We start from the raw sequence: 19,982 nt of genomic DNA, 5'->3' as shown, positions 1-19,982 counted from the left end.
GTTAAGTTGACTTATCCGCCGGAAAATTCACAACTATCGGTGGAATACCGTTTTCTGTGGTTGGTTGTGCTTTGTTAACTACTGGTTGTGGATGCAAAGGTGTTGGTGTCAATTCCCCCTTACCAGTTTGATTCCATAAAATCATGGATAGTAACCCATCCACTAAGCCGTTATTGCTACCGTTGCTGCCAACTAAGACATCTGGTATCAAGCGGACATGGCGATCGCCGATAATCTGCATCAGTTGCATTGCTGTATAACCTTGTGGCCCCAAGGCTTCCACACCAGCGCGGTAAGTTTCGGCTTTGGCGTTACCTGTAGCACGAATACCTTCAGCCTCAGCAATTGTCCGGAGTTTTGTCCCCTCGGCTTCACCATTTGCCTCTTTGATTTGGGCTTGGGCTTTTAGATCGGCAATATGTACACTCTGCTCCGATTTCACCATTTCTTGCTGGATATTAGCCAGTGCCGTTTCCCGAACAAGTTGCTGCCGTTGGGTTTGCGCCATCTGCTGGACTTCATAAGTCTTGCGTTCTTCTTCGGCAATTTTCCGGTCTGTCTGTGTCTGCATTAACGACGCTGGTGGCTGAATATCACCAATGAGGGTGTCGATCGCTTGCACGTCATAAGCCCGCAATGCTGTTTTAATATACTCAGCAGCCTCAGTTTGTCGCTCACTTCGAGCAGTCAGAAAGTCTAGTACAGTACAGTTTTGGGCTGAGTTGCGGAAATAATTACCGATAGTAGGTTCCAATACATGGTCTACCAGATTTTGCATTGCACCAACGCGAGAAATTACCTTCGGCGCATCTAAAGCACCCACATGGATAATTTGCGCTACTTCTAAATCAAAAGCAAACCCATCACGCGATCGCACTGTCAAGGAAGCTAGTTGAGCATCATAGCTGTGACGTTCTGTGCGACCTGACCAGTTTAAGACAATGTTGGTCGTTGGCACTAGTTCCATCTTCATGATCCGGGAATTAATCGGGTGCTTACCAGGATATAGCGGTTCGACCCATACGCCCTTATGTCCCTGATTAACCAAGTTACCGTGGGTGAAAGCTGCACCACTGACATCTTGATGTGCCTTACCCACAAAAGAAATCACCACACCCACATACCCAATGGGAATTTCCGTCATCGGCACTTGTTCAACCTGGACAAACCAAGGGTTCAAGTTCCAAGAACCAGAAAGCAACGTTTGCTCTTGTAAACCTCGCCGTCCACCGCCATTAATAAATTTCTGACCATTTTGGAAGTTGTCGTGTCCGTCAATTGTGGGGCCTGCGAGTTCACCAGCAGAAATTGGCAAACCATCTAAGGTAGTGACAATGCCAACTTTGTCCGATGCCAGACTGTACACCCGCAACTGTTCTGGAGTCATGCCATGAGCGCTGGCATTTGATGCCATGATGACTTTAAATAGGGCAGTATTTATCCGGTACGTACCTGCGGTGAGAAAACCCATTTGTCGCCCTTTTTCCCCGCCTTCGGTGAGGAATTTTCGAGCATCTTGAAAGTTGTCACAACTGACGATTTTACCCAAAATCCGCTCTGGGGGGTTGGATGCGCCATCTGCTGCCACAATCAAAGCGATTTCCCCTTGGGGAACGACAATTACCGTCTCTTTCTTTACAGAATACTGCCAAGGCCAATAGCCCCAGTGCCAACCAGGAGCTAAAGTATCTGCCTGTAAGCCCGCTTCCCCGTTGAGGGCAATCAAACTTCCGGCGGGGAGTCCACGCCCGGAAAGGGTAAATTTCCTAACTACAATGCCTACTTCGCGTTCACCTATAACCACGAGTCCGCCAAAGAACAGAGGGACAAATATGATGAAACCGCCCACAAGGACGATGGGAATTAGTACAACAGGATCAATTCCAGCAGCTTGATATTGAGTACTGCTAGTTTGTAATTGGGCAATATTTGGTTTAGTCTGATTTCGCTGGACTGATGCCGAAGTAATTTCTTTTGCAGTAGTTATTTTGACGGTAGTAGCATTAGCAGAATGAATACTACTAGCGTTTGTCATTCGCGTAGCGTCTCTTAGAGAAGACGTTGGCGCAGCGATCGCTAATGTTGCTACGATAGATGCTGCAAAAAGAGCTACCTTATTTTGTTTACGAGTACCAAGCAAAGATGAAAAGCTTTTCATAATTTGTGCCCATTTGGGCAACTAATTAGTTAAGTTAACACTTCACCAAGGCTGGCCTCGATTTCTTAAACTTGACGTAATTTTTTTAAAAGTTTAGGACTAGCCCTTTCAAGGTGACCAACGAAGATACGTTGTTTCAGTGCTAGCATCTTGAATCCTCCGCTCAGATTTTGAGCTTTTTGAAGGTTGAAATCACCAATCTTCGTTCCAAATTTCATCACCTTGAAAGGGCTAAAGTTTAGGACTTACGCACTGTACAACTTAATCATGGTATGCATATACGAAAATGGGTCGTTTCAGCCTTTTATTAATCGTTCTTCGATGGTCATCTGTAGGGGTTTAGCAATGCTAAACCCCTACGACAGACGTGCTTTTTCAAAGAACCCATATTTGGTATTTTCTGTCAATGCGTAAGTCCTAAAGTTAATAGATCAGGAGTCAGAATTCAGAATTCTGACTTCTGAATTCTGAGTTCTCTTTAATAAATATTTTGTAGGTTGGGCAATATCCAACCTACAAAGTGGAAATATAAAGTTAAATTAGACCAAACCGCCAGCTGCTTGAAACCGAGCGCGGGCACGTTTGAAGGCTTGGTTTGCCTGGATTTGGGCTTGGCGATCGTCTCCTGCAACTTGATTCAGACGCGCTTCTGCTTGGTTGTAAGCAGTACGGGCTTCATCAAGGTTAATTTTGTCGCCACGTTCAGCGCCATTAACCAGAATTGTCACTTCATTTTCTTCGACTTCGGCAAAACCGCCCAAAAGAGCGATCGCTTGCCAATTCTGATTTTTAGCGGCGCGGACTCGCATTACACCAGTATCCAGGGCGGTCAAAAGTGGTGCGTGTCCAGTTAAAATGCCTAGTTGACCAGTAGTGCTAGGCAAAACTACTTCTTCAGCGGGGGCATCCCATACTGTTTTGTCTGGGGAAATTACACGAACGGTTAATGTCATTTGTCTTTTGTCCTTTGTCTGTTGTCTTTTGTCCTTTGTCTTTTGTCTTTTGTCATTTGTAATTGCCATTAGTCATTAGCACTTGAACTAATGACTAATGACTAATGACCAATGACCAATGACCAATGACCAACGACTAATGACTAACCTTTGATTTTTGCAGCTTTAGCGATCGCTTCGTTGATGTCACCAACCAAGTAGAAAGCCTGTTCTGGCAGATCATCCAACTCACCAGACAGAATCTTTTGGAACCCTTTGATGGTGTCTTCCAACTTCACGTACTTACCAGGAGAACCGGTGAATACTTCTGCGACAAAGAACGGCTGAGACAAGAAACGCTCAACTTTCCGGGCCCGCGCTACGATGAGACGGTCATCTTCAGACAATTCATCTAGACCAAGAATGGCGATAATGTCTTGGAGTTCTTTATAACGTTGCAGAGTTGATTGCACCGCCCGCGCAGTATTGTAGTGTTCGTCACCTACAATGTTGGGCTGGAGCATGGTGGAAGTTGAATTCAGCGGGTCAACTGCGGGATAAATTCCCTTAGCTGCCAAACCGCGAGACAGTACTGTTGTACCGTCCAAGTGGGCGAAGGTGGTAGCAGGTGCGGGGTCGGTGAGGTCATCCGCAGGTACGTACACTGCCTGAATGGAGGTAATAGAACCCTCTGTAGTTGAGGTAATCCGCTCTTGCAGTTCACCCACGTCAGTTCCCAATGTGGGCTGATATCCTACCGCTGAAGGCATCCGACCCAGTAGCGCCGATACTTCCGAACCTGCTTGTACAAACCGGAAAATATTGTCGATAAACAACAGCACATCCTGCTTGTTCACATCGCGGAAGTACTCTGCTACTGTCAATCCCGAAAGACCAACCCGCATTCTGGCTCCGGGTGGCTCGTTCATTTGACCGTAAACTAGAGCAATTTTTGATTCGTTGAGGTTGTCATTGTTGATAACCCCAGACTCAATCATTTCGTTGTAAAGGTCATTCCCTTCACGGGTGCGCTCACCCACGCCAGCAAAAACGGATACTCCACCGTGCTGGGTAGCGATGTTGTTGATCAACTCCATCATGATCACGGTCTTACCAACACCAGCCCCGCCGAATAGACCAATCTTACCGCCGCGTCGATAGGGAGTCAGAAGGTCAACAACTTTAATCCCAGTCTCAAACACCGAAGGTTTGGTTTCCAGGTCAGTAAATTTGGGAGCAGAACGGTGGATGGGTAGAGTCGCCTCAGCATTTACTGGGCCTCTGTTGTCCACAGGTTCGCCAAGGACGTTGAAAATTCGACCCAAGGTGGCTTTACCAACTGGTACGGTAATGGGAGCGCCTGTATCGGTGACTTCAAAACCGCGCACTAAGCCTTCGGTGGAACTCATCGCAACAGTTCTCACCTGGTTGTCGCCCAGCAATTGCTGTACTTCAACGGTGATGTTGATTTCCTGTCCAGCTTCGTTGGTGCCTTTGATTTTCAAAGCGTTGTAGATTTGTGGCAATTTCCCGCCGGGAAATTTAACGTCTACAACTGGGCCAATGATTTGGGTAATGTAGCCAATGTTTGTTTTTTCTGCGGTTGTGACCATGCTGCGCCTAATGAGTGAAGCTAGATTTCAGATAAGGTCGTAGAAGACATTAAGAATAAGGAATGTCACCTTTCACTCTAGCACCGGACGGGGACATAACTCTCTTAGTAATTCCTTAAAAAGGAGTTTGGCGGCTGTGGTTGTAGTCCTCATCCTGGACTTGATCCCTAATCTCATTTTTCAGATGCGATCGCCATAGCTATAAGACTTTGTAGCGAAAAATGCCGCTCTGTTAAATTCCCGATTTGCACAGGAGTCAGGAATCAAGAGTCAGAATTCATTGAAAGCGACGGGAAACTCCATCCTGCAAGTGGCGTGGAGAGGGATGTCGCCCCGTCGCTTGGGGCACTGGGCATGGGCCAAACAGGTAACATCTTCCCTATACCCTATGCCCGATTCCCCATGCCCAAAAACTCCATCCCGTAAGTGGCGTAGAGTTTTTCATTTGAGTATTCTGACCGAAAAAGCGGATATCTTCTCTGTAAAAGCTATGTATTATTACGTAGAAAATAGCAAGATCGTCTCATAGAGAGCATCCAGATTGCTGAATTCTGTATTCTTCTTCAAGCTTTAGTAGCCGCATTCTGTGGCTGTTTACGCTTCACAAAAGAAGTAGCACTAAAAGCTCCTAATGCGAAGAAACCCAACATGGAAGTTGGTTCGGGAACAGATTGACTACTAAATGTAAAATTATCTACTGTATAAGTATTTCCACTATCTTGAAATGTGATATATGAAATATCTGGAGCAGTAAGAGATAGAAATATATTAGGCAATAAACCTGTGCCGGCATCTTGAAAGTTAGCCCCACCCGTTGATACTGCACCTAAAATAGAATTATCAGAAGCATAAGCTGTCAAAGTAACATTTGTAGTTCCAGTTACAAAACCACCCACAGATGACCAAAGCGAATTTACAGCATCAACACGGATAATCCCATTACCAAGAGAAGGATTATCATAAATTAAGTTATTCGCAGAGACGGGTGGAAACAAAGAATTTAAGCTTGAACCTAATTGGAGAATTGATGCTGTACCGTTAAAGTCTACACCTTGATTCAGGAATTGGTTATCAACAATCTCAAGATCCAACAAGCTATCAAAGTCAATCACAGTGTCTACTGCTTGTGCCTTTCCTGATCCTAGTGTCGCCAGAGTGAGACAAGTTACTCCAGCAGTAGCTAGGTATAACTTTTTCATAACGGTGGATATTGTCATAAAACAAATGTCCTTAAGTATTGAGGATGTTAAGAGTAAAATTGCTATACATTACCAGTTGACAGAAACTTGCCAGCGAAATTAGGCAAAAATCTCCCACTGATTCAGCCTTTGGCAGCGATCGCACACACAAGCAGTAATTGGTATGACATTGACATAGCATTAGCTTGATTTCAGCCACATATATAACCATTGTTATTATTGTTAAATTGAATTTAAAAAACAAGTATTATTACTGATATTCACTAAAAATTTACACGAATAATTTATTGTTTTCTAAAATAGAAAAACTGTCAAAAACATGGTGTATAAGGTTTTTATAGCGATTATTTGCTATTGCTCAATTAATAACTATATAAAAATTGTATAAATTTATAGGATTTCACGTGTAAAAATACATGCTTACGCTAAGTAATATGCTATACAAACTCAGCACTTTTCATCTGAGTGCAGCCCGTCCTAAAAGTTAGTTGGCAATAGGTACATATCCAGCTATCTACAAACGACATTTCCAAAACCTCTGAATATCCATAAGATAAAGATAGATCCAAAAAACTGTTTTTAGCCAAGCCGTTATGCCTGAGTTAGGCGTAGCTGCGGTCATCCTCACACTTCCACCGAGCAACAGCTTATGAATTTCTCGTCAGCACGACAATATTTTTACCAGGAGATTCAGCAGTCTGACGAGGACATTGACTTAGCAAAAGCAGCTTTGTATATTGCACAAGAAGAATATCCCAAGCTAGACCAAGAAGAATACCTCAATGCCCTTGATACAATGGCATGGGAGTTACAAGAACGCCTACCTGATTCACGATATCCTCTGCGGATAGTTCAAAGTATTAATCAGTATCTTTACGAGGATTTAAAGTTTTCTGGTAATAAAATTGACTATTATGACCCGCGCAACAGCTTTTTGAATGATGTAATTGACCGCCGACTGGGAATTCCCATTACCTTAGCGCTAGTTTACCTAGAGGTTGCTCGACGGATTGATTTTCCGATGGTGGGTGTGGGAATGCCAGGACATTTCCTCATTCGCCCAGATATTCCAGATATAGAGATTTTCGTCGATGCTTTCAATGGTGGTGAAATAATATTTGCCCAAGATTGCGAAGAACGGCTATCTCAACTTTATCAGCAGCCGGTGACGCTACAACCAGAATTTTTAGCCGTAGTCAGTAATCGGCAATTTTTGGCAAGGATGCTGACAAATTTAAAATTTATTTACCTCAAACAGCAAGAGTTAGAAAAAACACTGGCAGCGGTTGAACGAATTTTATTGTTGTTTCCTGGTTTAACTTTAGAATTGCGCGATCGCGGTTTGATCTACTATCAACTAGGTTACTACCCCCAAGCCGTAGACGACTTACAAAATTATTTAGCAAAAGTTCCCGATGCCGAGGATGCATCTGTGATTCGGCGGCTACTTACGGAATTGGGTAAAGAGAAGTAGGGAGGGGGGAGTGGCGAGGAGGGGGAGTAGGGGGAGTAGGGGGAGAAATAAGAACCAATGCCCAATGCCCAATTACGAATTTTCTGCGACTCGTTTGAGGCGGCGCAACTGGGCTTGCATATCAGCTTTTGTCCAAGATGCGGCGAAGGTGTTGAAACCCCAACTTACTAATGGGTTAGGGATATCGTACTCAAAGCGGTTGAGTAGGAGCGTTCCCTTTTCTGTGGGTTGACATTCCCAGCGATCGCGTCCTTGAAAAAATCCCTGAAATTCCCAGACTACTAAACCCGGTTGTCGTTCGACAACTACGCTATTCAAGGTGGGTTTTAGTAGAGGAATTTGAATAATAAAACGACTTTCACTGCCGATATCCGTACTCCAAGCTTCGCCCACAGGTTCGCAACGCAAGACGGGGTTGAGCCAACGGTGCATGAGGGTTAAATCACTAATACAGCGCTCCACCACCGTAGCTGTAGCATTAATTTGAATCGATTGTTCCAAAACTTGGGACATTCTACTTTTTTATGCTGTTGCTCCACTTAGAATAACCCAAAATCAAGCACTTTCAGCATATTAATTGAGTATTGAGCATTTATCCAAATCATAAATAAAATGAGTTTACAGGTAATTTGCTGGTAAATTGATAGGCAAAACACTAGTAAACTTACTGGGGTGCAACATTATTCATTCAAACACCCTCTAGGCATCTCATAAGTATCTCCAGTGTTTTTGGTAAACACCTAAAAACCTTAATACCGGAAAACCATGAACACAACTTGGCAGGGAATAACCCAGTTGATAGATATTGGTTTATCGATGAGGGGACAGCAATTTTTGGCACAGTCGCCCAGCCTACAACCGGTGCAACCAGCAGTGAATCAAGGAATCGCTGATGTGCAAGGTATTGTTCAGCAGTTGATTCTGTTTACACCCCGTCTACTGGGGGCGGTAGCAATTTTACTAGTAGGTTGGCTAATTGCTGCGATCGCAGCAGCGGTGACGCGAGGAATCCTCAATCGGACAAACATAGATAACCGTATTGCCTCTGGGATAACGGGTCGTCAAGATGTTCCACAGGTGGAGAAAATCATCTCCACTTTAGTTTTTTGGAGCATTATCCTGTTGACGGCGGTAGCTGTTTTACAGACATTGGATCTGGAGATAGCTTCTCGACCCCTGAATAATTTTCTCAATCAACTTATTGGCTTTTTGCCAAAGTTGGTTGGTGCGGGAATCCTTTTGGGAGCCGCCTGGTTTTTAGCGACCATTGTGAAGATTATCACTGTCCGTTCATTACAGGCGTTCAATCTGGATGAGCGTTTGAATCCAGAACCAGAAGACAGGACACCCAGCCTTAATCAGCTGTCTCTAAGTGAGACAATTGGCAATGCTCTGTATTGGTTTATATTTTTACTGTTTCTCGCACCAGTTTTAGATACTCTCGGACTCAGGGAGGCTCTACAACCAGTACAAGCTCTAATTACAGAAGTTCTGCTAATTCTGCCGAACATTTTAGCGGCAATATTAATTGCTGTAGTTGGCTGGTTCATAGCTAATGTAGTCCGGCGGATTGTAACGAACTTGCTGGCGACAACTGGCATCGATCATTTAGGTAGTCGGTTGGGATTATCTGCAAGTGCGGGAGTGCAACCTCTATCGAATATTCTCGGCACAGTTGTCTATGTTTTGATTTTGATTCCTGTGGCGATCGCAGCTCTCAATGCTTTGGGAATTGCTGCGATATCCGTACCCGCGATCGCAATGCTGCAACAGGTTCTCAATGCCCTACCTGCCATCTTCACAGCCATCGCAATTTGGATTGTTGCCTATTTTGTCGGGCGATTTGTCGCGGATTTGGTGACAAGTATCCTCACTAATTTAGGCTTTAATAACATTTTCACGATTTTGGGTCTGACAACACCCACAAGACGAATCGTCATTTCAACAGAACCAACAGTTGAACCTACTCCAACTCGCACTCCATCGGAAATAGCAGGTATTGTTGCCTTAGTGGGTATCATGCTGTTTGCAACGGTTGCGGCGGTGAATATCTTGAATATTCCAGCCCTGACAGCATTAGTGTCTGGAATTGTGATTATATTCGGGCGGATTTTGGCAGGATTGGTGATCTTTGCCATTGGTTTATTTCTGGCAAATCTGGCTTTTAACATCATTACCAGTTCTGGCGATGCCTTCGGCGGGCAAGGCCTACGTCAGGCACAAATTTTAGGTCAAGTGGCGCGGATTGCCATCATTACCTTAGTCTCTGCAATGGCACTGCAACAGATTGGAGTTGCCAGTGATATTGTGAATTTAGCCTTTGGACTTTTACTCGGTGCGATCGCAGTTGCGATCGCCCTAGCCTTTGGTCTGGGAGGACGCGATATTGCACGAGAGCAAGTTCAAGAATGGCTAAACTCTTTCAAAGGTAGAAATTAAAAATTGATGAAGGCGCAACTTCATCTGTAAATCTCGGAAAGTGTAGCCGTAAGCATCAATAATAGTGCAGAACATCTATCGGCAATTTTAACTAAGAGCTTGAAAGTTAGAGCTAAATACGGTTCGGATAAGACTCGATCCCCCCAACCCCCTTCCCCCTTAAAAAGGGGGCTAAGAATGGCTCTATTTCCCCCTTTTTAAGGGGGAATAAGGGGGATCTTTAAGAACTATGTACCTTAACTGAACCGTATTGAGTTGGAGCAAGGAGACAGGACAATACTTGTCGGGTTTTGGGGAATTGGGTAAGGGGTAAGGGGAAAGAAAAAACCTTTAACCTTTATCCTTTAACCTTTTCCCAAAACCCAATTTCGTGTTCAAAATGCTTTACCCAAGCAGTATTGGGAGACAGGAGGCAGAAAGCCTGACGCGCACGGACTCACTAAGGCTGCGCTATCTGCCTTCTGCCTTACTCGATAAATCATCAAAGTGTAATTTAATGAACCAGAGCAATCTATCGTTACCATCTGGGTGTGTCCTTCGCAAAGCAATCTCTGCGGATCAGTGGTCGATTCGATTGCTGGTATTCTCAGCGAAACTCGACCCAACCCAATTAAATTGGCAGCAATTTTGGGTAATTGAATGCGATGGAAATCTCGTAGCTTGCGGACAGCTACGTAATTTCTCAGGGGCACAAGAACTTGGTAGTTTGGTCGTTGCATCAGCTTGGAGAGGTCGCGGTTTGGGTACTTTGCTAACGCAGCATTTGATCAATACAGCAACGCAACCACTTTATCTAGAATGTTTAGGTCAACGACTGGCGCAGTTTTACGGTCGCTTTGACTTTGTGCCAATATCTTTTGAAGACTTGCCAAAATTTCCCAGTACAAGAGGCTTGTCTACACTCAAGGGTAAATATAGATTCTCGCAATTAGCTAAAAGGCTGCTCAAAGTTCCTGTGGTGCTTATGGAATATCGAGGTCAGACTAATTCGTAATTAAAATATGATATGCAAAATTAAGCTTGAAAAAAGCTATTTGCAACCCTTTACTTTCCCCCATTCCCCATTCCCCACTCCCCACTCCCCATCCCCTATTACCTATTTTCAAATCGCAGGTTTAGCAAAAATCGTTAGTAAGACAGGCCCTAGTAAATAATGGTGATTCAAACACAATAAGCCAGCGGAGGAACCAAGAAGTTGACGTTGATTAGGGCTGTAGAGTCGAATTCCACGAGGAGAGATGGGCAATAATTGGGGTTCTGTCTCTTTTGTGGAAGTAATGTCAACCAAATAAAAGCGTCCACCGGGAGAAAGTACCCGTGCTATCTCACTAAGCACTTGTTTAGGTTCTAAATAATGTAAGAAGCTGATAGTGCTGAAAACAGCATTAAATTGACCATCAGCAAAGGGAAGAGACTCAGCTTTTCCCTCGATATAAATTAAACGTGGGCGGTGGCGGTTGCTCTGTCTTGCTACCCGCAACATATTAGCAGATAAATCCAATCCGGTGGCTCGCAGATCGGGAAACTGAGTAGCAAGGCGCTCAAGTAAGCGTCCAGTACCACAACCTATATCAAGTACATTTGCTGACTCTGGTAAATCGACGTATTCCAGCAACCGTTTGTGAACAGCTCGATAAAATATTGAAGGAAAGAGCCAGTCATAACTTGGTGCCCATAGATCAAAAAGTAGCTTTTTATTACTGAAAAAGTCATCACTCATTAGTTTTCGCAGCTTCTTTAAAGCTTGATGCTTTTTTAGCTGCGCCTCCAAGAAGTTGGTTAACAACACAAATTAACTATAGCGGTTCTGAATTGGTTATAATATCTGGCTTTTGTCGGGTTAGTTAAGATAGTCGGTGCGTTAGCCTACCGCATAAAACAACGCATCGACTATCTTACGACAATGCAGTTTGGCACAAAAGATATGTTCGCTTTGACAAATTATCGGGAACTGTAGCACTTGAATTTGTAGTTAATAGTGTGCCTAGAAACTCATTTTATCTCTGTAGAGAACTAAAGAACGAGCAATCAGTGCATAAAACTATAGAACCTAACCGTATCTATTTATATAGGACTCATATTTGATTTGGTAAAAAAACTCAGTACCACTAAGAAGCCTTCTTGACTATTGCCTGTCTACGCAAATTCGTTCAGAAATCAAAGCGCATTCCTATAGAGGTTCAAATACAAAAAACTCAATCTAGTTTGAATTTATCAAGGTGAAAAATTATGACAAGCTTTATTCAAATTCGGTTACATAATAATCTACTGCACCCAGTCCGCGAGTGGTTGGAAACGATAGAAATTCATAACTCCAAATTGGCTCATTTTCTGTGCAAAGTTATTCCTGCTCAGTGTCCCTTTGAGCGAGACATCACGCTATTTGGTCGGAAGTTATTTCACATTCCACCGATGTGTAAATTAAATCCCCTATACGAGGAAGTGGTTGGTTTGCGTTTTAAAGCGCTCTGTTATCTTGCCGATGAATGCGGTGAAGATGTCACGGCTTATTGCTGATAGCCAGTTGAATAGTTCTTTGATCAAGGAGCTATCGGTAATTGCAGACTTACGGTTGTTACCTACTCAGGTTTATACTAAGCTAACGTACACCTAATTAGATGTTTAGCTATTAATTAGCTGGCACCTCGAAGACAGTGTTTCCAGACAGTATTTTTGCTTACCGTATCCTGCTGAAATCATTAACATCATCAGGACGCACATCTTACTGGTTGAAGATGAAGTCAAACTGGCACGATTTGTCGAATTGGAATTGAATTATGAAGGCTATCAAGTCAGTATTGCCTACGATGGATTGACTGCACTCACCGCAGCGCGGGAGTTGCATCTGGATTTAGTAATTTTAGACTGGATGTTGCCAGGTGTGTCGGGGTTGGAAATTTGTCGCCGTCTGCGAAGTATAGCTGATAAAGTGCCGATAATTTTATTAACCGTTAAAGATGAAGTGAGCGATCGCATTGCAGGCTTAGACGCTGGTGCTGATGATTACCTCGTTAAACCCTTCAGCGTTGATGAATTATTAGCCAGAGTCCGCAACCACTTGCGAAGAAACCACCAACTAGACACAGCAGATATTTTAGAATTTGAAGACCTGAGTTTAAATCGTCGCACGCGGGAAGTGTACCGAGATCAACGGTTAATTGAGCTAACTGCTAAGGAATTTGATTTACTAGAATATCTACTGGCTCATCCGCGAGAGGTAATTACGTGCGATCGCATTTTAGAGGAAGTCTGGGGTTATGACTTCATGGGCGATACCAACATCATTGAAGCTTACATTCGCTACCTGCGCCTGAAACTTGAAGCCAATAACGAAAAATGCCTTATTCAGACTGTGAGCGGTGTTGGTTACACATTACGTGATTGACTTTGGGCATTGGGCATTGGGCATGGGGCATTGGGCATTGGGCATTATGGTGCATTTTCCCTCATCTCCTCCTACCTTCGTTGTCCCCCTTCCAGTATCAAATAACGGTAAAACCCCAAAGCTTTCTATCTTAGGAATATTTGGGGTTTTTGGCAACCTCAGCAAAAACTCATCCAACTCGGAGTTAATTATATTAGGATGCACAAAGCTGTGATAATCCAAAATCCAAAATTGCATGACCTATTTAGAAACAGCAGCGCAATTCTATAGCGAAGTTGCCCAAACCCCGCAAGTTGGACTTTGTTGCGTGCAAAGTACGCCCCTGCAACTACCAGGATTAAAAATTCCTTTGCCAATGCAGGAAATGAACTATGGTTGTGGCACTACTGTTCACCCCACCGAACTAGGAAACCAGCCTACTGTGCTTTATGTCGGCGTTGGTGGCGGCTTAGAAGCGTTGCAATTTGCTTATTTTTCCCGTCATGCAAGTGCTGTAGTTGCCGTTGAACCGGTTGGGGCTATGCGGGAAGCAGCCAAACGTAATTTGGAAATTGCTGCTCAAGAAAACCCCTGGTTTGACCCCAGCTTTGTAGAAATCTGCGAAGGCGATGCTTTTAACTTACCTGTTGCTGATGGTAGCGTTGATATCGTGGCACAGAATTGCCTTTTCAACATCTTTGAGCCAGAAGATTTAACCCGCGCTTTAAAAGAAGCATATCGGGTATTAAAACCAGGTGGACGTTTGCAAATGAGCGATCCAATTGCTACTCGTCCAATTCCAGCACATCTTCAACAAGATGAGCGACTGAGAGCCATGTGTTTATCAGGTGCACTCACATATCAAGAGTATACTGAACGGATTATAAATGCTGGGTTTGGTCAAATTGAAATTCGCGCCCGTCGTCCTTACCGTCTCCTAGATTCTCAGACTTATAATTTAGAAGAAAACCTACTTTTAGAAAGTCTGGATTCTGTCTCTTTTAAAGTCGATATTCCAGAAGATGGTGCTTGCATTTTTACTGGTAAAACAGCAATTTATGCTGGTTCTGAACCCTTCTTTGATGATTCAGCAGGTCATCTACTTCAGCTAGGTATTCCCTCAGGCGTATGTGATAAAACTGCTGCTAAACTTGCTGCCATTAAGCCACTAGAAATAATTGTTACCAATTCAACGTGGCACTATAGCGGTGGTGGTTGCTGTTAATTTTTTAATAATAAATTCAGGTGTCAGAATTCAAAATAATTCTGTGCAAATGGGTAATGAATGGAAAATTGAATTCTGGATTATGACTTTTTCTTTATAACCCCAAAATGTTGTTAATTAGTCTGTTTTTAGCTACGCTTTTTTTAGCATATTCAAATGGTGCAAATGATAATTTCAAAGGTGTAGCAACGCTGTTTGGTAGCCGAACAAGCAGCTATCAAACAGCAATTTTGTGGGCAACTTTTACAACCTTTGCTGGTGCAATAACTGCGACTTTTTTCGCAGGGGCATTAATTAAAAAGTTCTCAGGGAAAGGACTATTACCTGATGCGATCGCTAACGCCCCAGAGTTTCATATAGCAGTAGCGATCGCTGCTGGTTTAACTGTACTCATCGCCACTCTGATGGGGTTTCCCATTTCTACTACTCACAGTTTGACAGGTGCTATTCTTGGTGCTGGATTAGTAGCATTTGGACTTCAAGTTAATTTTGCACTTTTGGGAACTTACTTTATTTTACCTCTATTACTCAGTCCAATTATTGCTATTTCCTTGGGAGCAGGAATTTACAGTTTATCTAACTATATTAATTCAAAATGGCATCTACCAGTCAATCAAAAAATGATTGATACTTGCCATTTTATCAGCGCTGGAATTGTCAGTTTTACGAGAGGATTAAATGACACTCCTAAAATTGTTTCACTCATCCTGATTATTGAGTATTTCTCAATTCAGGGAGGAATGATCACAATAGCGATCGCAATGGCACTTGGCGGTTTACTCAACTCCCAAAAAGTTGCAGTAACTATGAGTGAAAAGATTACCTCAATGAATCATACTCAAGGCTTATCAGCAAACATAGTAACTGGAGTTCTGGTCATTTTTGCTAGTCGGTTTGGGCTTCCAGTTTCCACTACTCACATTTCAGTTGGTTCTATTTTTGGAGTAGGATTAATTAGCAAAAAAGCCAATACGCGTGTTTTTTATCAGATCCTACTATCGTGGATTTTAACTTTACCTACTGCTGCAATTATTAGTGGGATAACCTACAGATTATTGCAAGGTTAGAAAAATTGTAAGAATTCAGCACCCAGGAGTCAGAAGTCAGAATTTATAAGGAATTTAGAATAATTAGTATATTTATTCATCAAATGTTATTCTGACTCCTGAATTCTGACTCCTGAATTCTTACGAAAAATTGAATATAGTTGTGCGATTTTTAAGGAATAGTAAATAATGCAAACTCAATCAATAATTACACTAGATACAGCGGTCACACCGTTTAACCACAAACTCAGTTCACCTTTGACAAAAAAAGGAATCACTGTTTTACAAATTAATCTAGGTAAGCGTTGTAACCTCGCCTGTACACACTGTCATGTGGAAGCCGGGCCAAAACGTACAGAAGAACTTTCTCCTGAAATTTGCGAACAATTGATTTCAGTAATCCATAAATTTCCCGAAATTAAAATTGTGGATTTGACTGGTGGCGCACCAGAAATGAATTATGGATTTAAGCCACTAGTAGAAGCAGCAAGAGCAACTGGTAAACAAGTGATTGTCCGGTCTAATTTGACCATTTATTTTGAAGATACATTTGGTGATTTACCAGAATACTTTGCTAAACACCAAGTAAGAATTGTGGCTTCTCTACCCTGTTATCTAGTCGATAATGTTGATAAAATGCGCGGTGCTGGTGTTTTTGATAGTTCAGTCAAAGCTTTACAGTGGCTTAATCAACTCGGCTATGGTAAAGACGAAAATTTAATTTTGGACTTGGTTTTTAATCCCCAGTTGCCCAATGGTGAAAAATTTTCCTTAGCTCCCGAACAGAGTAACCTAGAACAAGATTACAAAATGTTCTTACAAGAACATTTTGATATTGTGTTTAACAACCTCTTCACCATTACCAATCTACCAGTTGGTAGAACTAAAATGCATTTAGAACGGAGAAAACTGTACACCAGCTATTTGCAGTTTTTAGAGTTGCATTTTAATCCCAGCACAGTTGAACATTTAATGTGTCGCGATGAACTTTCAATTGACTATCTGGGTAATGTATATGATTGCGACTTTAACCAAATGATGAATTTGCCAGCAAAAACTCGCAATGGTGAAACCTTGACAGTTGGTCGCTTGTTAGAAGCTGGGAGTTTAGACTTGATTAGTGAGATACAAACTGCTGCTTATTGCTATGGTTGCACTGCTGGGTCTGGTTCTAGTTGTAGTGGTGCTTTGCTGTGAAGGAGGCAGGAGGCAGGAGGCAGAAGGCAGGAGGTAGGAGGTTGATCTTGCACTTTTGCTCCCAAGTCAGCACTCAGAACTGTTTCGGTAATCAAGCCTCACCTGCTGAAAGCTAAGAATTAGGAAACTCTAACTCAGCGTTTCCCCGTGCCAACTGCGCCACTTCAGATGGTAGGTGTTGCTCCAACCAATCTTCCAAATCAGCCATTACCTCGCGGTAATTTATGTCACTCTGAATTTCGTGATAAGCTCCTGGATACTCAATTCTCAGCTTATCTTGGCAATTTACGCGTTGGTAAAAGATGTCACTTCCCGCTGGTAAAGCTACTCGGTCTGCGCCACCGTGAAGAATCAAGAATGGTAATTGCCAATCACCTGCGTGAGCATTAATCCAATCAACTGTTGCAAAAAATTCTGTAGCTAGACGGGCAGTAGCACGGGTATGTCGCAGTGTATCTTGGGCATAGGCGGCTAAGACCTGCGGATCTCGTGAACCAGCGCTGATGTCAATGCCTGTATTCAGGGTGAAACGCGGCCACACCCGTGAGAGCATTTTTCCTAAAAGTACCCGAATTGGTGAAACCCCAACTTTGCCCAAGGTTGGCGCCAGAGCGATCGCACCCTGTAATAATGATGCTTGTTGGGGATAGCGCAGAATGTAATCTAAGACAATCACTGCGCCTAAACTGTGACCCAAGAGAAAAACTGGGCATCCAGGATTCTGAGTCTGAATTAACTGTAAAAAAGCTCCTAGGTCGTCGCGAAATTCACTCCAAGCGTTGATATAGCCTTGCTGACCTGGTGAGTTTCCATGACCACGTAAATCAAAACTATAGACAGCATATTGCTTAGGTATCAAATGCTGAATTACATTGCCGTAGCGATCGCTGTGTGCTCCAAGTCCATGCAAAATGGCTAAGATTGCCCGGACTTTACCCTGTGGATGCCAGCTTTGATAATACAGGTGAAGTCCTCCAACACCTGGGAATGTACCTTCTCTATGAGAGAGTATGCGATCGCTATGGTCAATCATAGGGTTAATTTTTTACGTATTTTCCCAACAAGCTAATAAAAAGTCAAGATTTATCTGATGTACAGGAATTCAAATTATGAAGATTAGGTAAAGAAGGTTACATGACTTTGCTTAAGTGGTAAAAAAAGAACGGACAAGAAACGATGACCAACATTCTATTCTTATTCACAGAAAGCAGTTTTTGCTGGAGGAAATAAGTATTAACAACAACTTTAGTTCTCAGTAGAAAACCCAGTTTAAAAAGAAGATATTGATACGAGCGTCAAGTGCAGCAAGATACAATGCGAAGCCACTGCACTGGAAGGATTTTACTGGCTACAGAAAGTAGCGATCCCAATACGGTTCGGTTAAAGGGGAAAGGGAAAAGGGGAAAGGTTTTGAATACATCCTTTACCCTTTACCCCTTACCCTTTCCCCAGACCACAAGGAAAATGAAAAATGCTTATCCGAACCGTATTGGTAGCAATCCTTACTTCAATCCCACATTTTGAAGCGTCAGTTCTTTCTGCCTCGTGAATATCTTTCATCTTCCTTGCTAGGAGAAAAATGAATCAAAATCCTGTAGCTCCTGCCTTCGAGGTGAACGCTTCCCGCCAGTTTACTCCCTGGCTATTCGAGCAAAATCTGAGTCTGGCGTTTACCACTTATCAAGCAGGGAAATTATTTTTCATCGGCTTGCAATCTAGCGGCAAACTATCCGTTTTCGAGCGCACCTTTCAACGTTGCATGGGTTTGTATGCTCAAGGTAGCAGCTTATACATGAGTTCGCTATATCAACTGTGGCGCTTTGAAAACATCCTACAACCGGGACAAGTTCACCACAACTACGATGCCGTCTATTTGCCCCAAGTGAGTTATGTGACTGGAGACTTAGATATCCATGATATCGCCCTAAGTAATTCTCAAGCAAATAATGATTCAGAGAATCTAATATTTGTCAATACTTTATTTAGCTGTTTAGCAAAAGTCAGTCAAACCCACAGTTTCATTCCTCTGTGGCAACCGCCGTTTATTAGTAAATTGGCAGCAGAAGACAGATGTCATCTCAACGGATTAGCAATGCGAGATGGTCAACCCAGATACGTCACTGCTGTGAGTCAGTCGGATGTGGCAGAAGGATGGCGGGACAGGCGGGCCGATGGTGGTTGCGTCATTGATGTGGAAAGTAACGAGATAGTCACCACGGGACTTTCCATGCCCCATTCGCCTCGGTGGTATAAAGATAAGCTGTGGTTACTCAACTCTGGGACAGGAGATTTTGGCTACCTAGACTTGAAACGGGGCAGCTTTGAACCTGTAGCATTTTGTCCGGGATATATGCGTGGTTGTGCATTTCATGGCGACTTTGCGATCGTCGGAGTTTCTCAGCCCAGGCACAACAAGACTTTTAGTGGTTTGCCTCTAGACGAGAAATTATTGCAAAAAAATGCTGAACCTCGCTGTGGGCTATTAGTAATTGAACTGAAAAGCGGGGATATTGTGCATTCCCTGCGAATGGAGGGGGCGGTACTGGAATTATACGACGTGGTGGCACTACCAGAGGTGCGTCATCCAATGGCGATCGGTTTTAAGAGTGATGAAATTCGGCGAATAGTGACGATGGGATGAGAGACCTGAAATTTCACGTTTCTAGAGCCGACAAAAAAAATCATAAGGAGAATCAACAACAATGGCTAATGCAGTTTTAAATCTATCTGAGCTTAACGGTAGCAACGGCTTTGTGATTAACGGCATTGCTGAGTCTGACAGATCAGGCTTTTCTGTCAGCAGTGCAGGAGACATCAACGGCGACGGCTTTGATGACCTGATTATCGGAGCAATCTTTGCCTCCCCCAACGGTCAGTCTGGGGCAGGGTCAAGCTATGTGGTGTTTGGCAGCAATAGTGGCTTTGATGCCCAATTCAACCTCTCGTCCCTAGATGGCAGCAACGGCTTTGTGATTAACGGCATTGCTGAGTCTGACTTATCAGGCTTTTCTGTCAGCAGTGCGGGGGATATTAACGGCGACGGCTTTGATGACCTGATTATCGGAGCACCAAATGCCGACCCCAACGGTCAGTCTGGGGCAGGGTCAAGCTACGTGGTGTTTGGCAGCAATAGTGGCTTTGATGCCCAACTCAACCTCTCGTCCCTAGATGGTAGCAACGGCTTTGTGATTAACGGTATTGATGCGGGTGACTCCTCAGGCAGGTCTGTCAGCAGTGCGGGGGACATCAACGGCGACGGCTTTGATGACCTGATTATCGGAGCAATCTTTGCCTCCCCCAACGGTCAGTCTGAGGCAGGGTCAAGCTACGTGGTG

General features: G+C 43.4%; 17 protein-coding genes and 1 pseudogene. 10 read left to right on the top strand and 8 right to left on the bottom strand.

Translation table 11 applies throughout. The features are described 5' to 3' along the window. Window position 1 precedes the first annotated feature (1 nt). The 4 genes from A4S05_RS17340 to A4S05_RS17325 all read right to left on the bottom strand — a co-directional run bounded on the left by A4S05_RS17340 (window position 2) and on the right by A4S05_RS17325 (window position 5,920). Window positions 2-2,158: an SPFH domain-containing protein gene (locus tag A4S05_RS17340; RefSeq protein ID WP_069071046.1), complete on the bottom strand. Its 2,157-nt coding sequence runs from the start codon at window positions 2,156-2,158 to the stop codon at window positions 2-4. Window positions 2,159-2,697: 539 nt separating this feature from the next. Continuing rightward, complete coding sequence (gene atpC, locus A4S05_RS17335) at window positions 2,698-3,111, bottom strand: ATP synthase F1 subunit epsilon (protein WP_069071045.1); 414 nt, start codon at window positions 3,109-3,111, stop codon at window positions 2,698-2,700. Between the two features lie 143 nt (window positions 3,112-3,254). After that, on the bottom strand, window positions 3,255-4,703 hold the full coding sequence (atpD, locus tag A4S05_RS17330) for a F0F1 ATP synthase subunit beta (protein WP_069071044.1): 1,449 nt from the start codon (window positions 4,701-4,703) through the stop codon (window positions 3,255-3,257). 563 nt (window positions 4,704-5,266) lie between these two features. Continuing rightward, window positions 5,267-5,920, bottom strand: coding sequence for a PEP-CTERM sorting domain-containing protein (locus A4S05_RS17325; protein WP_084227140.1), 654 nt, complete (start codon window positions 5,918-5,920; stop codon window positions 5,267-5,269). 631 nt (window positions 5,921-6,551) lie between these two features. On the opposite strand from A4S05_RS17325, the gene A4S05_RS17320 reads away from it, so the two are divergent. Next, complete coding sequence (locus A4S05_RS17320; protein WP_069071042.1) at window positions 6,552-7,376, top strand: SirB1 family protein; 825 nt, start codon at window positions 6,552-6,554, stop codon at window positions 7,374-7,376. Window positions 7,377-7,448: 72 nt separating this feature from the next. On the opposite strand, the gene A4S05_RS17315 is transcribed toward A4S05_RS17320, so the two are convergent. Then, window positions 7,449-7,889 (bottom strand): SRPBCC family protein, encoded by a 441-nt coding sequence (locus tag A4S05_RS17315; protein WP_069071041.1) that lies wholly within the window; start codon window positions 7,887-7,889, stop codon window positions 7,449-7,451. A gap of 252 nt (window positions 7,890-8,141) precedes the next feature. On the opposite strand from A4S05_RS17315, the gene A4S05_RS17310 reads away from it, so the two are divergent. Both A4S05_RS17310 and A4S05_RS17305 read left to right on the top strand, forming a co-directional pair. Beyond that, window positions 8,142-9,815 carry a mechanosensitive ion channel gene (locus A4S05_RS17310; protein ID WP_069071040.1) on the top strand — a complete coding sequence of 558 codons (1,674 nt, stop codon included), beginning with the start codon at window positions 8,142-8,144 and terminating at the stop codon, window positions 9,813-9,815. A 496-nt stretch (window positions 9,816-10,311) separates the two neighbouring features. After that, window positions 10,312-10,809 (top strand): GNAT family N-acetyltransferase, encoded by a 498-nt coding sequence (locus A4S05_RS17305; RefSeq protein ID WP_069071039.1) that lies wholly within the window; start codon window positions 10,312-10,314, stop codon window positions 10,807-10,809. A gap of 108 nt (window positions 10,810-10,917) precedes the next feature. Here A4S05_RS17305 and A4S05_RS17300 read toward each other — a convergent pair whose 3' ends face one another. Further along, complete coding sequence (locus A4S05_RS17300) at window positions 10,918-11,535, bottom strand: class I SAM-dependent methyltransferase (RefSeq protein ID WP_069071075.1); 618 nt, start codon at window positions 11,533-11,535, stop codon at window positions 10,918-10,920. Window positions 11,536-12,044: 509 nt separating this feature from the next. Between A4S05_RS17300 and A4S05_RS17295 the strand changes: the two genes are divergently transcribed. Both A4S05_RS17295 and A4S05_RS17290 read left to right on the top strand, forming a co-directional pair. Continuing rightward, complete coding sequence (locus A4S05_RS17295) at window positions 12,045-12,332, top strand: Mo-dependent nitrogenase C-terminal domain-containing protein (protein ID WP_069071038.1); 288 nt, start codon at window positions 12,045-12,047, stop codon at window positions 12,330-12,332. Window positions 12,333-12,522: 190 nt separating this feature from the next. Then, complete coding sequence (locus tag A4S05_RS17290; RefSeq protein WP_069071037.1) at window positions 12,523-13,200, top strand: response regulator transcription factor; 678 nt, start codon at window positions 12,523-12,525, stop codon at window positions 13,198-13,200. Here the strand turns inward: A4S05_RS17290 and A4S05_RS17285 are convergent. Beyond that, window positions 13,189-13,437, bottom strand: coding sequence for a hypothetical protein (locus A4S05_RS17285; protein WP_069071036.1), 249 nt, complete (start codon window positions 13,435-13,437; stop codon window positions 13,189-13,191). The two genes, A4S05_RS17290 and A4S05_RS17285, sit on opposite strands and share 12 nt — an antisense overlap. Here A4S05_RS17285 and arsM point away from each other — a divergent pair. The 3 genes from arsM to arsS all read left to right on the top strand — a co-directional run bounded on the left by arsM (window position 13,436) and on the right by arsS (window position 16,647). Then, entirely contained in the window at window positions 13,436-14,404 is a 969-nt protein-coding gene (arsM, locus tag A4S05_RS17280) for an arsenosugar biosynthesis arsenite methyltransferase ArsM (protein ID WP_069071035.1), read from the top strand. The genes A4S05_RS17285 and arsM overlap by 2 nt on opposite strands. 107 nt (window positions 14,405-14,511) lie before the next feature. Continuing rightward, the gene (locus A4S05_RS17275) at window positions 14,512-15,471 is read left to right on the top strand and encodes an inorganic phosphate transporter (protein ID WP_069071034.1); all 960 of its coding nucleotides are present in this window, start codon (window positions 14,512-14,514) and stop codon (window positions 15,469-15,471) included. A 168-nt stretch (window positions 15,472-15,639) separates the two neighbouring features. Continuing rightward, the gene (gene arsS, locus A4S05_RS17270; RefSeq protein ID WP_069071033.1) at window positions 15,640-16,647 is read left to right on the top strand and encodes an arsenosugar biosynthesis radical SAM (seleno)protein ArsS; all 1,008 of its coding nucleotides are present in this window, start codon (window positions 15,640-15,642) and stop codon (window positions 16,645-16,647) included. 112 nt (window positions 16,648-16,759) lie between these two features. On the opposite strand, the gene A4S05_RS17265 is transcribed toward arsS, so the two are convergent. Continuing rightward, window positions 16,760-17,680 carry an alpha/beta hydrolase gene (locus A4S05_RS17265; protein WP_176727027.1) on the bottom strand — a complete coding sequence of 307 codons (921 nt, stop codon included), beginning with the start codon at window positions 17,678-17,680 and terminating at the stop codon, window positions 16,760-16,762. A 546-nt stretch (window positions 17,681-18,226) separates the two neighbouring features. On the opposite strand from A4S05_RS17265, the gene A4S05_RS17260 reads away from it, so the two are divergent. Together A4S05_RS17260 and A4S05_RS43375 are read left to right on the top strand one after the other, a co-directional pair. Continuing rightward, complete coding sequence (locus A4S05_RS17260; protein WP_069071032.1) at window positions 18,227-19,288, top strand: TIGR03032 family protein; 1,062 nt, start codon at window positions 18,227-18,229, stop codon at window positions 19,286-19,288. A 61-nt stretch (window positions 19,289-19,349) separates the two neighbouring features. After that, window positions 19,350-19,982 (top strand): annotated as a pseudogene (locus tag A4S05_RS43375) (integrin alpha); the annotation flags it as partial.

The sequence above is a fragment of the Nostoc sp. KVJ20 genome (assembly GCF_001712795.1).
In the GTDB taxonomy this organism is placed as follows: Bacteria; Cyanobacteriota; Cyanobacteriia; order Cyanobacteriales; family Nostocaceae; genus Nostoc.
Note: the sequence above shows the minus strand (reverse complement) of the source record. Positions and strands in the feature narration are given on the sequence as shown.

Excerpts from the sequence above, each read along its gene's own strand:
- A4S05_RS17320 (WP_069071042.1), top strand. The coding sequence starts at position 6,552 with ATGAATTTCTCGTCAGCACGACAATATTTTTACCAGGAGATTCAGCAG.
- A4S05_RS17305 (WP_069071039.1), top strand. The coding sequence starts at position 10,312 with ATGAACCAGAGCAATCTATCGTTACCATCTGGGTGTGTCCTTCGCAAA.
- A4S05_RS17275 (WP_069071034.1), top strand. The coding sequence starts at position 14,512 with ATGTTGTTAATTAGTCTGTTTTTAGCTACGCTTTTTTTAGCATATTCA.
- atpC (WP_069071045.1), bottom strand. The coding sequence starts at position 3,111 with ATGACATTAACCGTTCGTGTAATTTCCCCAGACAAAACAGTATGGGAT.
- A4S05_RS17265 (WP_176727027.1), bottom strand. The coding sequence starts at position 17,680 with ATGATTGACCATAGCGATCGCATACTCTCTCATAGAGAAGGTACATTC.
- A4S05_RS17260 (WP_069071032.1), top strand. The coding sequence starts at position 18,227 with ATGAATCAAAATCCTGTAGCTCCTGCCTTCGAGGTGAACGCTTCCCGC.
- arsS (WP_069071033.1), top strand. The coding sequence starts at position 15,640 with ATGCAAACTCAATCAATAATTACACTAGATACAGCGGTCACACCGTTT.
- A4S05_RS17300 (WP_069071075.1), bottom strand. The coding sequence starts at position 11,535 with ATGAGTGATGACTTTTTCAGTAATAAAAAGCTACTTTTTGATCTATGG.
- A4S05_RS17310 (WP_069071040.1), top strand. The coding sequence starts at position 8,142 with ATGAACACAACTTGGCAGGGAATAACCCAGTTGATAGATATTGGTTTA.
- A4S05_RS17325 (WP_084227140.1), bottom strand. The coding sequence starts at position 5,920 with ATGACAATATCCACCGTTATGAAAAAGTTATACCTAGCTACTGCTGGA.
- atpD (WP_069071044.1), bottom strand. The coding sequence starts at position 4,703 with ATGGTCACAACCGCAGAAAAAACAAACATTGGCTACATTACCCAAATC.
- A4S05_RS17340 (WP_069071046.1), bottom strand. The coding sequence starts at position 2,158 with ATGAAAAGCTTTTCATCTTTGCTTGGTACTCGTAAACAAAATAAGGTA.
- A4S05_RS17285 (WP_069071036.1), bottom strand. The coding sequence starts at position 13,437 with ATGCAATTTTGGATTTTGGATTATCACAGCTTTGTGCATCCTAATATA.
- A4S05_RS17315 (WP_069071041.1), bottom strand. The coding sequence starts at position 7,889 with ATGTCCCAAGTTTTGGAACAATCGATTCAAATTAATGCTACAGCTACG.
- A4S05_RS17295 (WP_069071038.1), top strand. The coding sequence starts at position 12,045 with ATGACAAGCTTTATTCAAATTCGGTTACATAATAATCTACTGCACCCA.
- arsM (WP_069071035.1), top strand. The coding sequence starts at position 13,436 with ATGACCTATTTAGAAACAGCAGCGCAATTCTATAGCGAAGTTGCCCAA.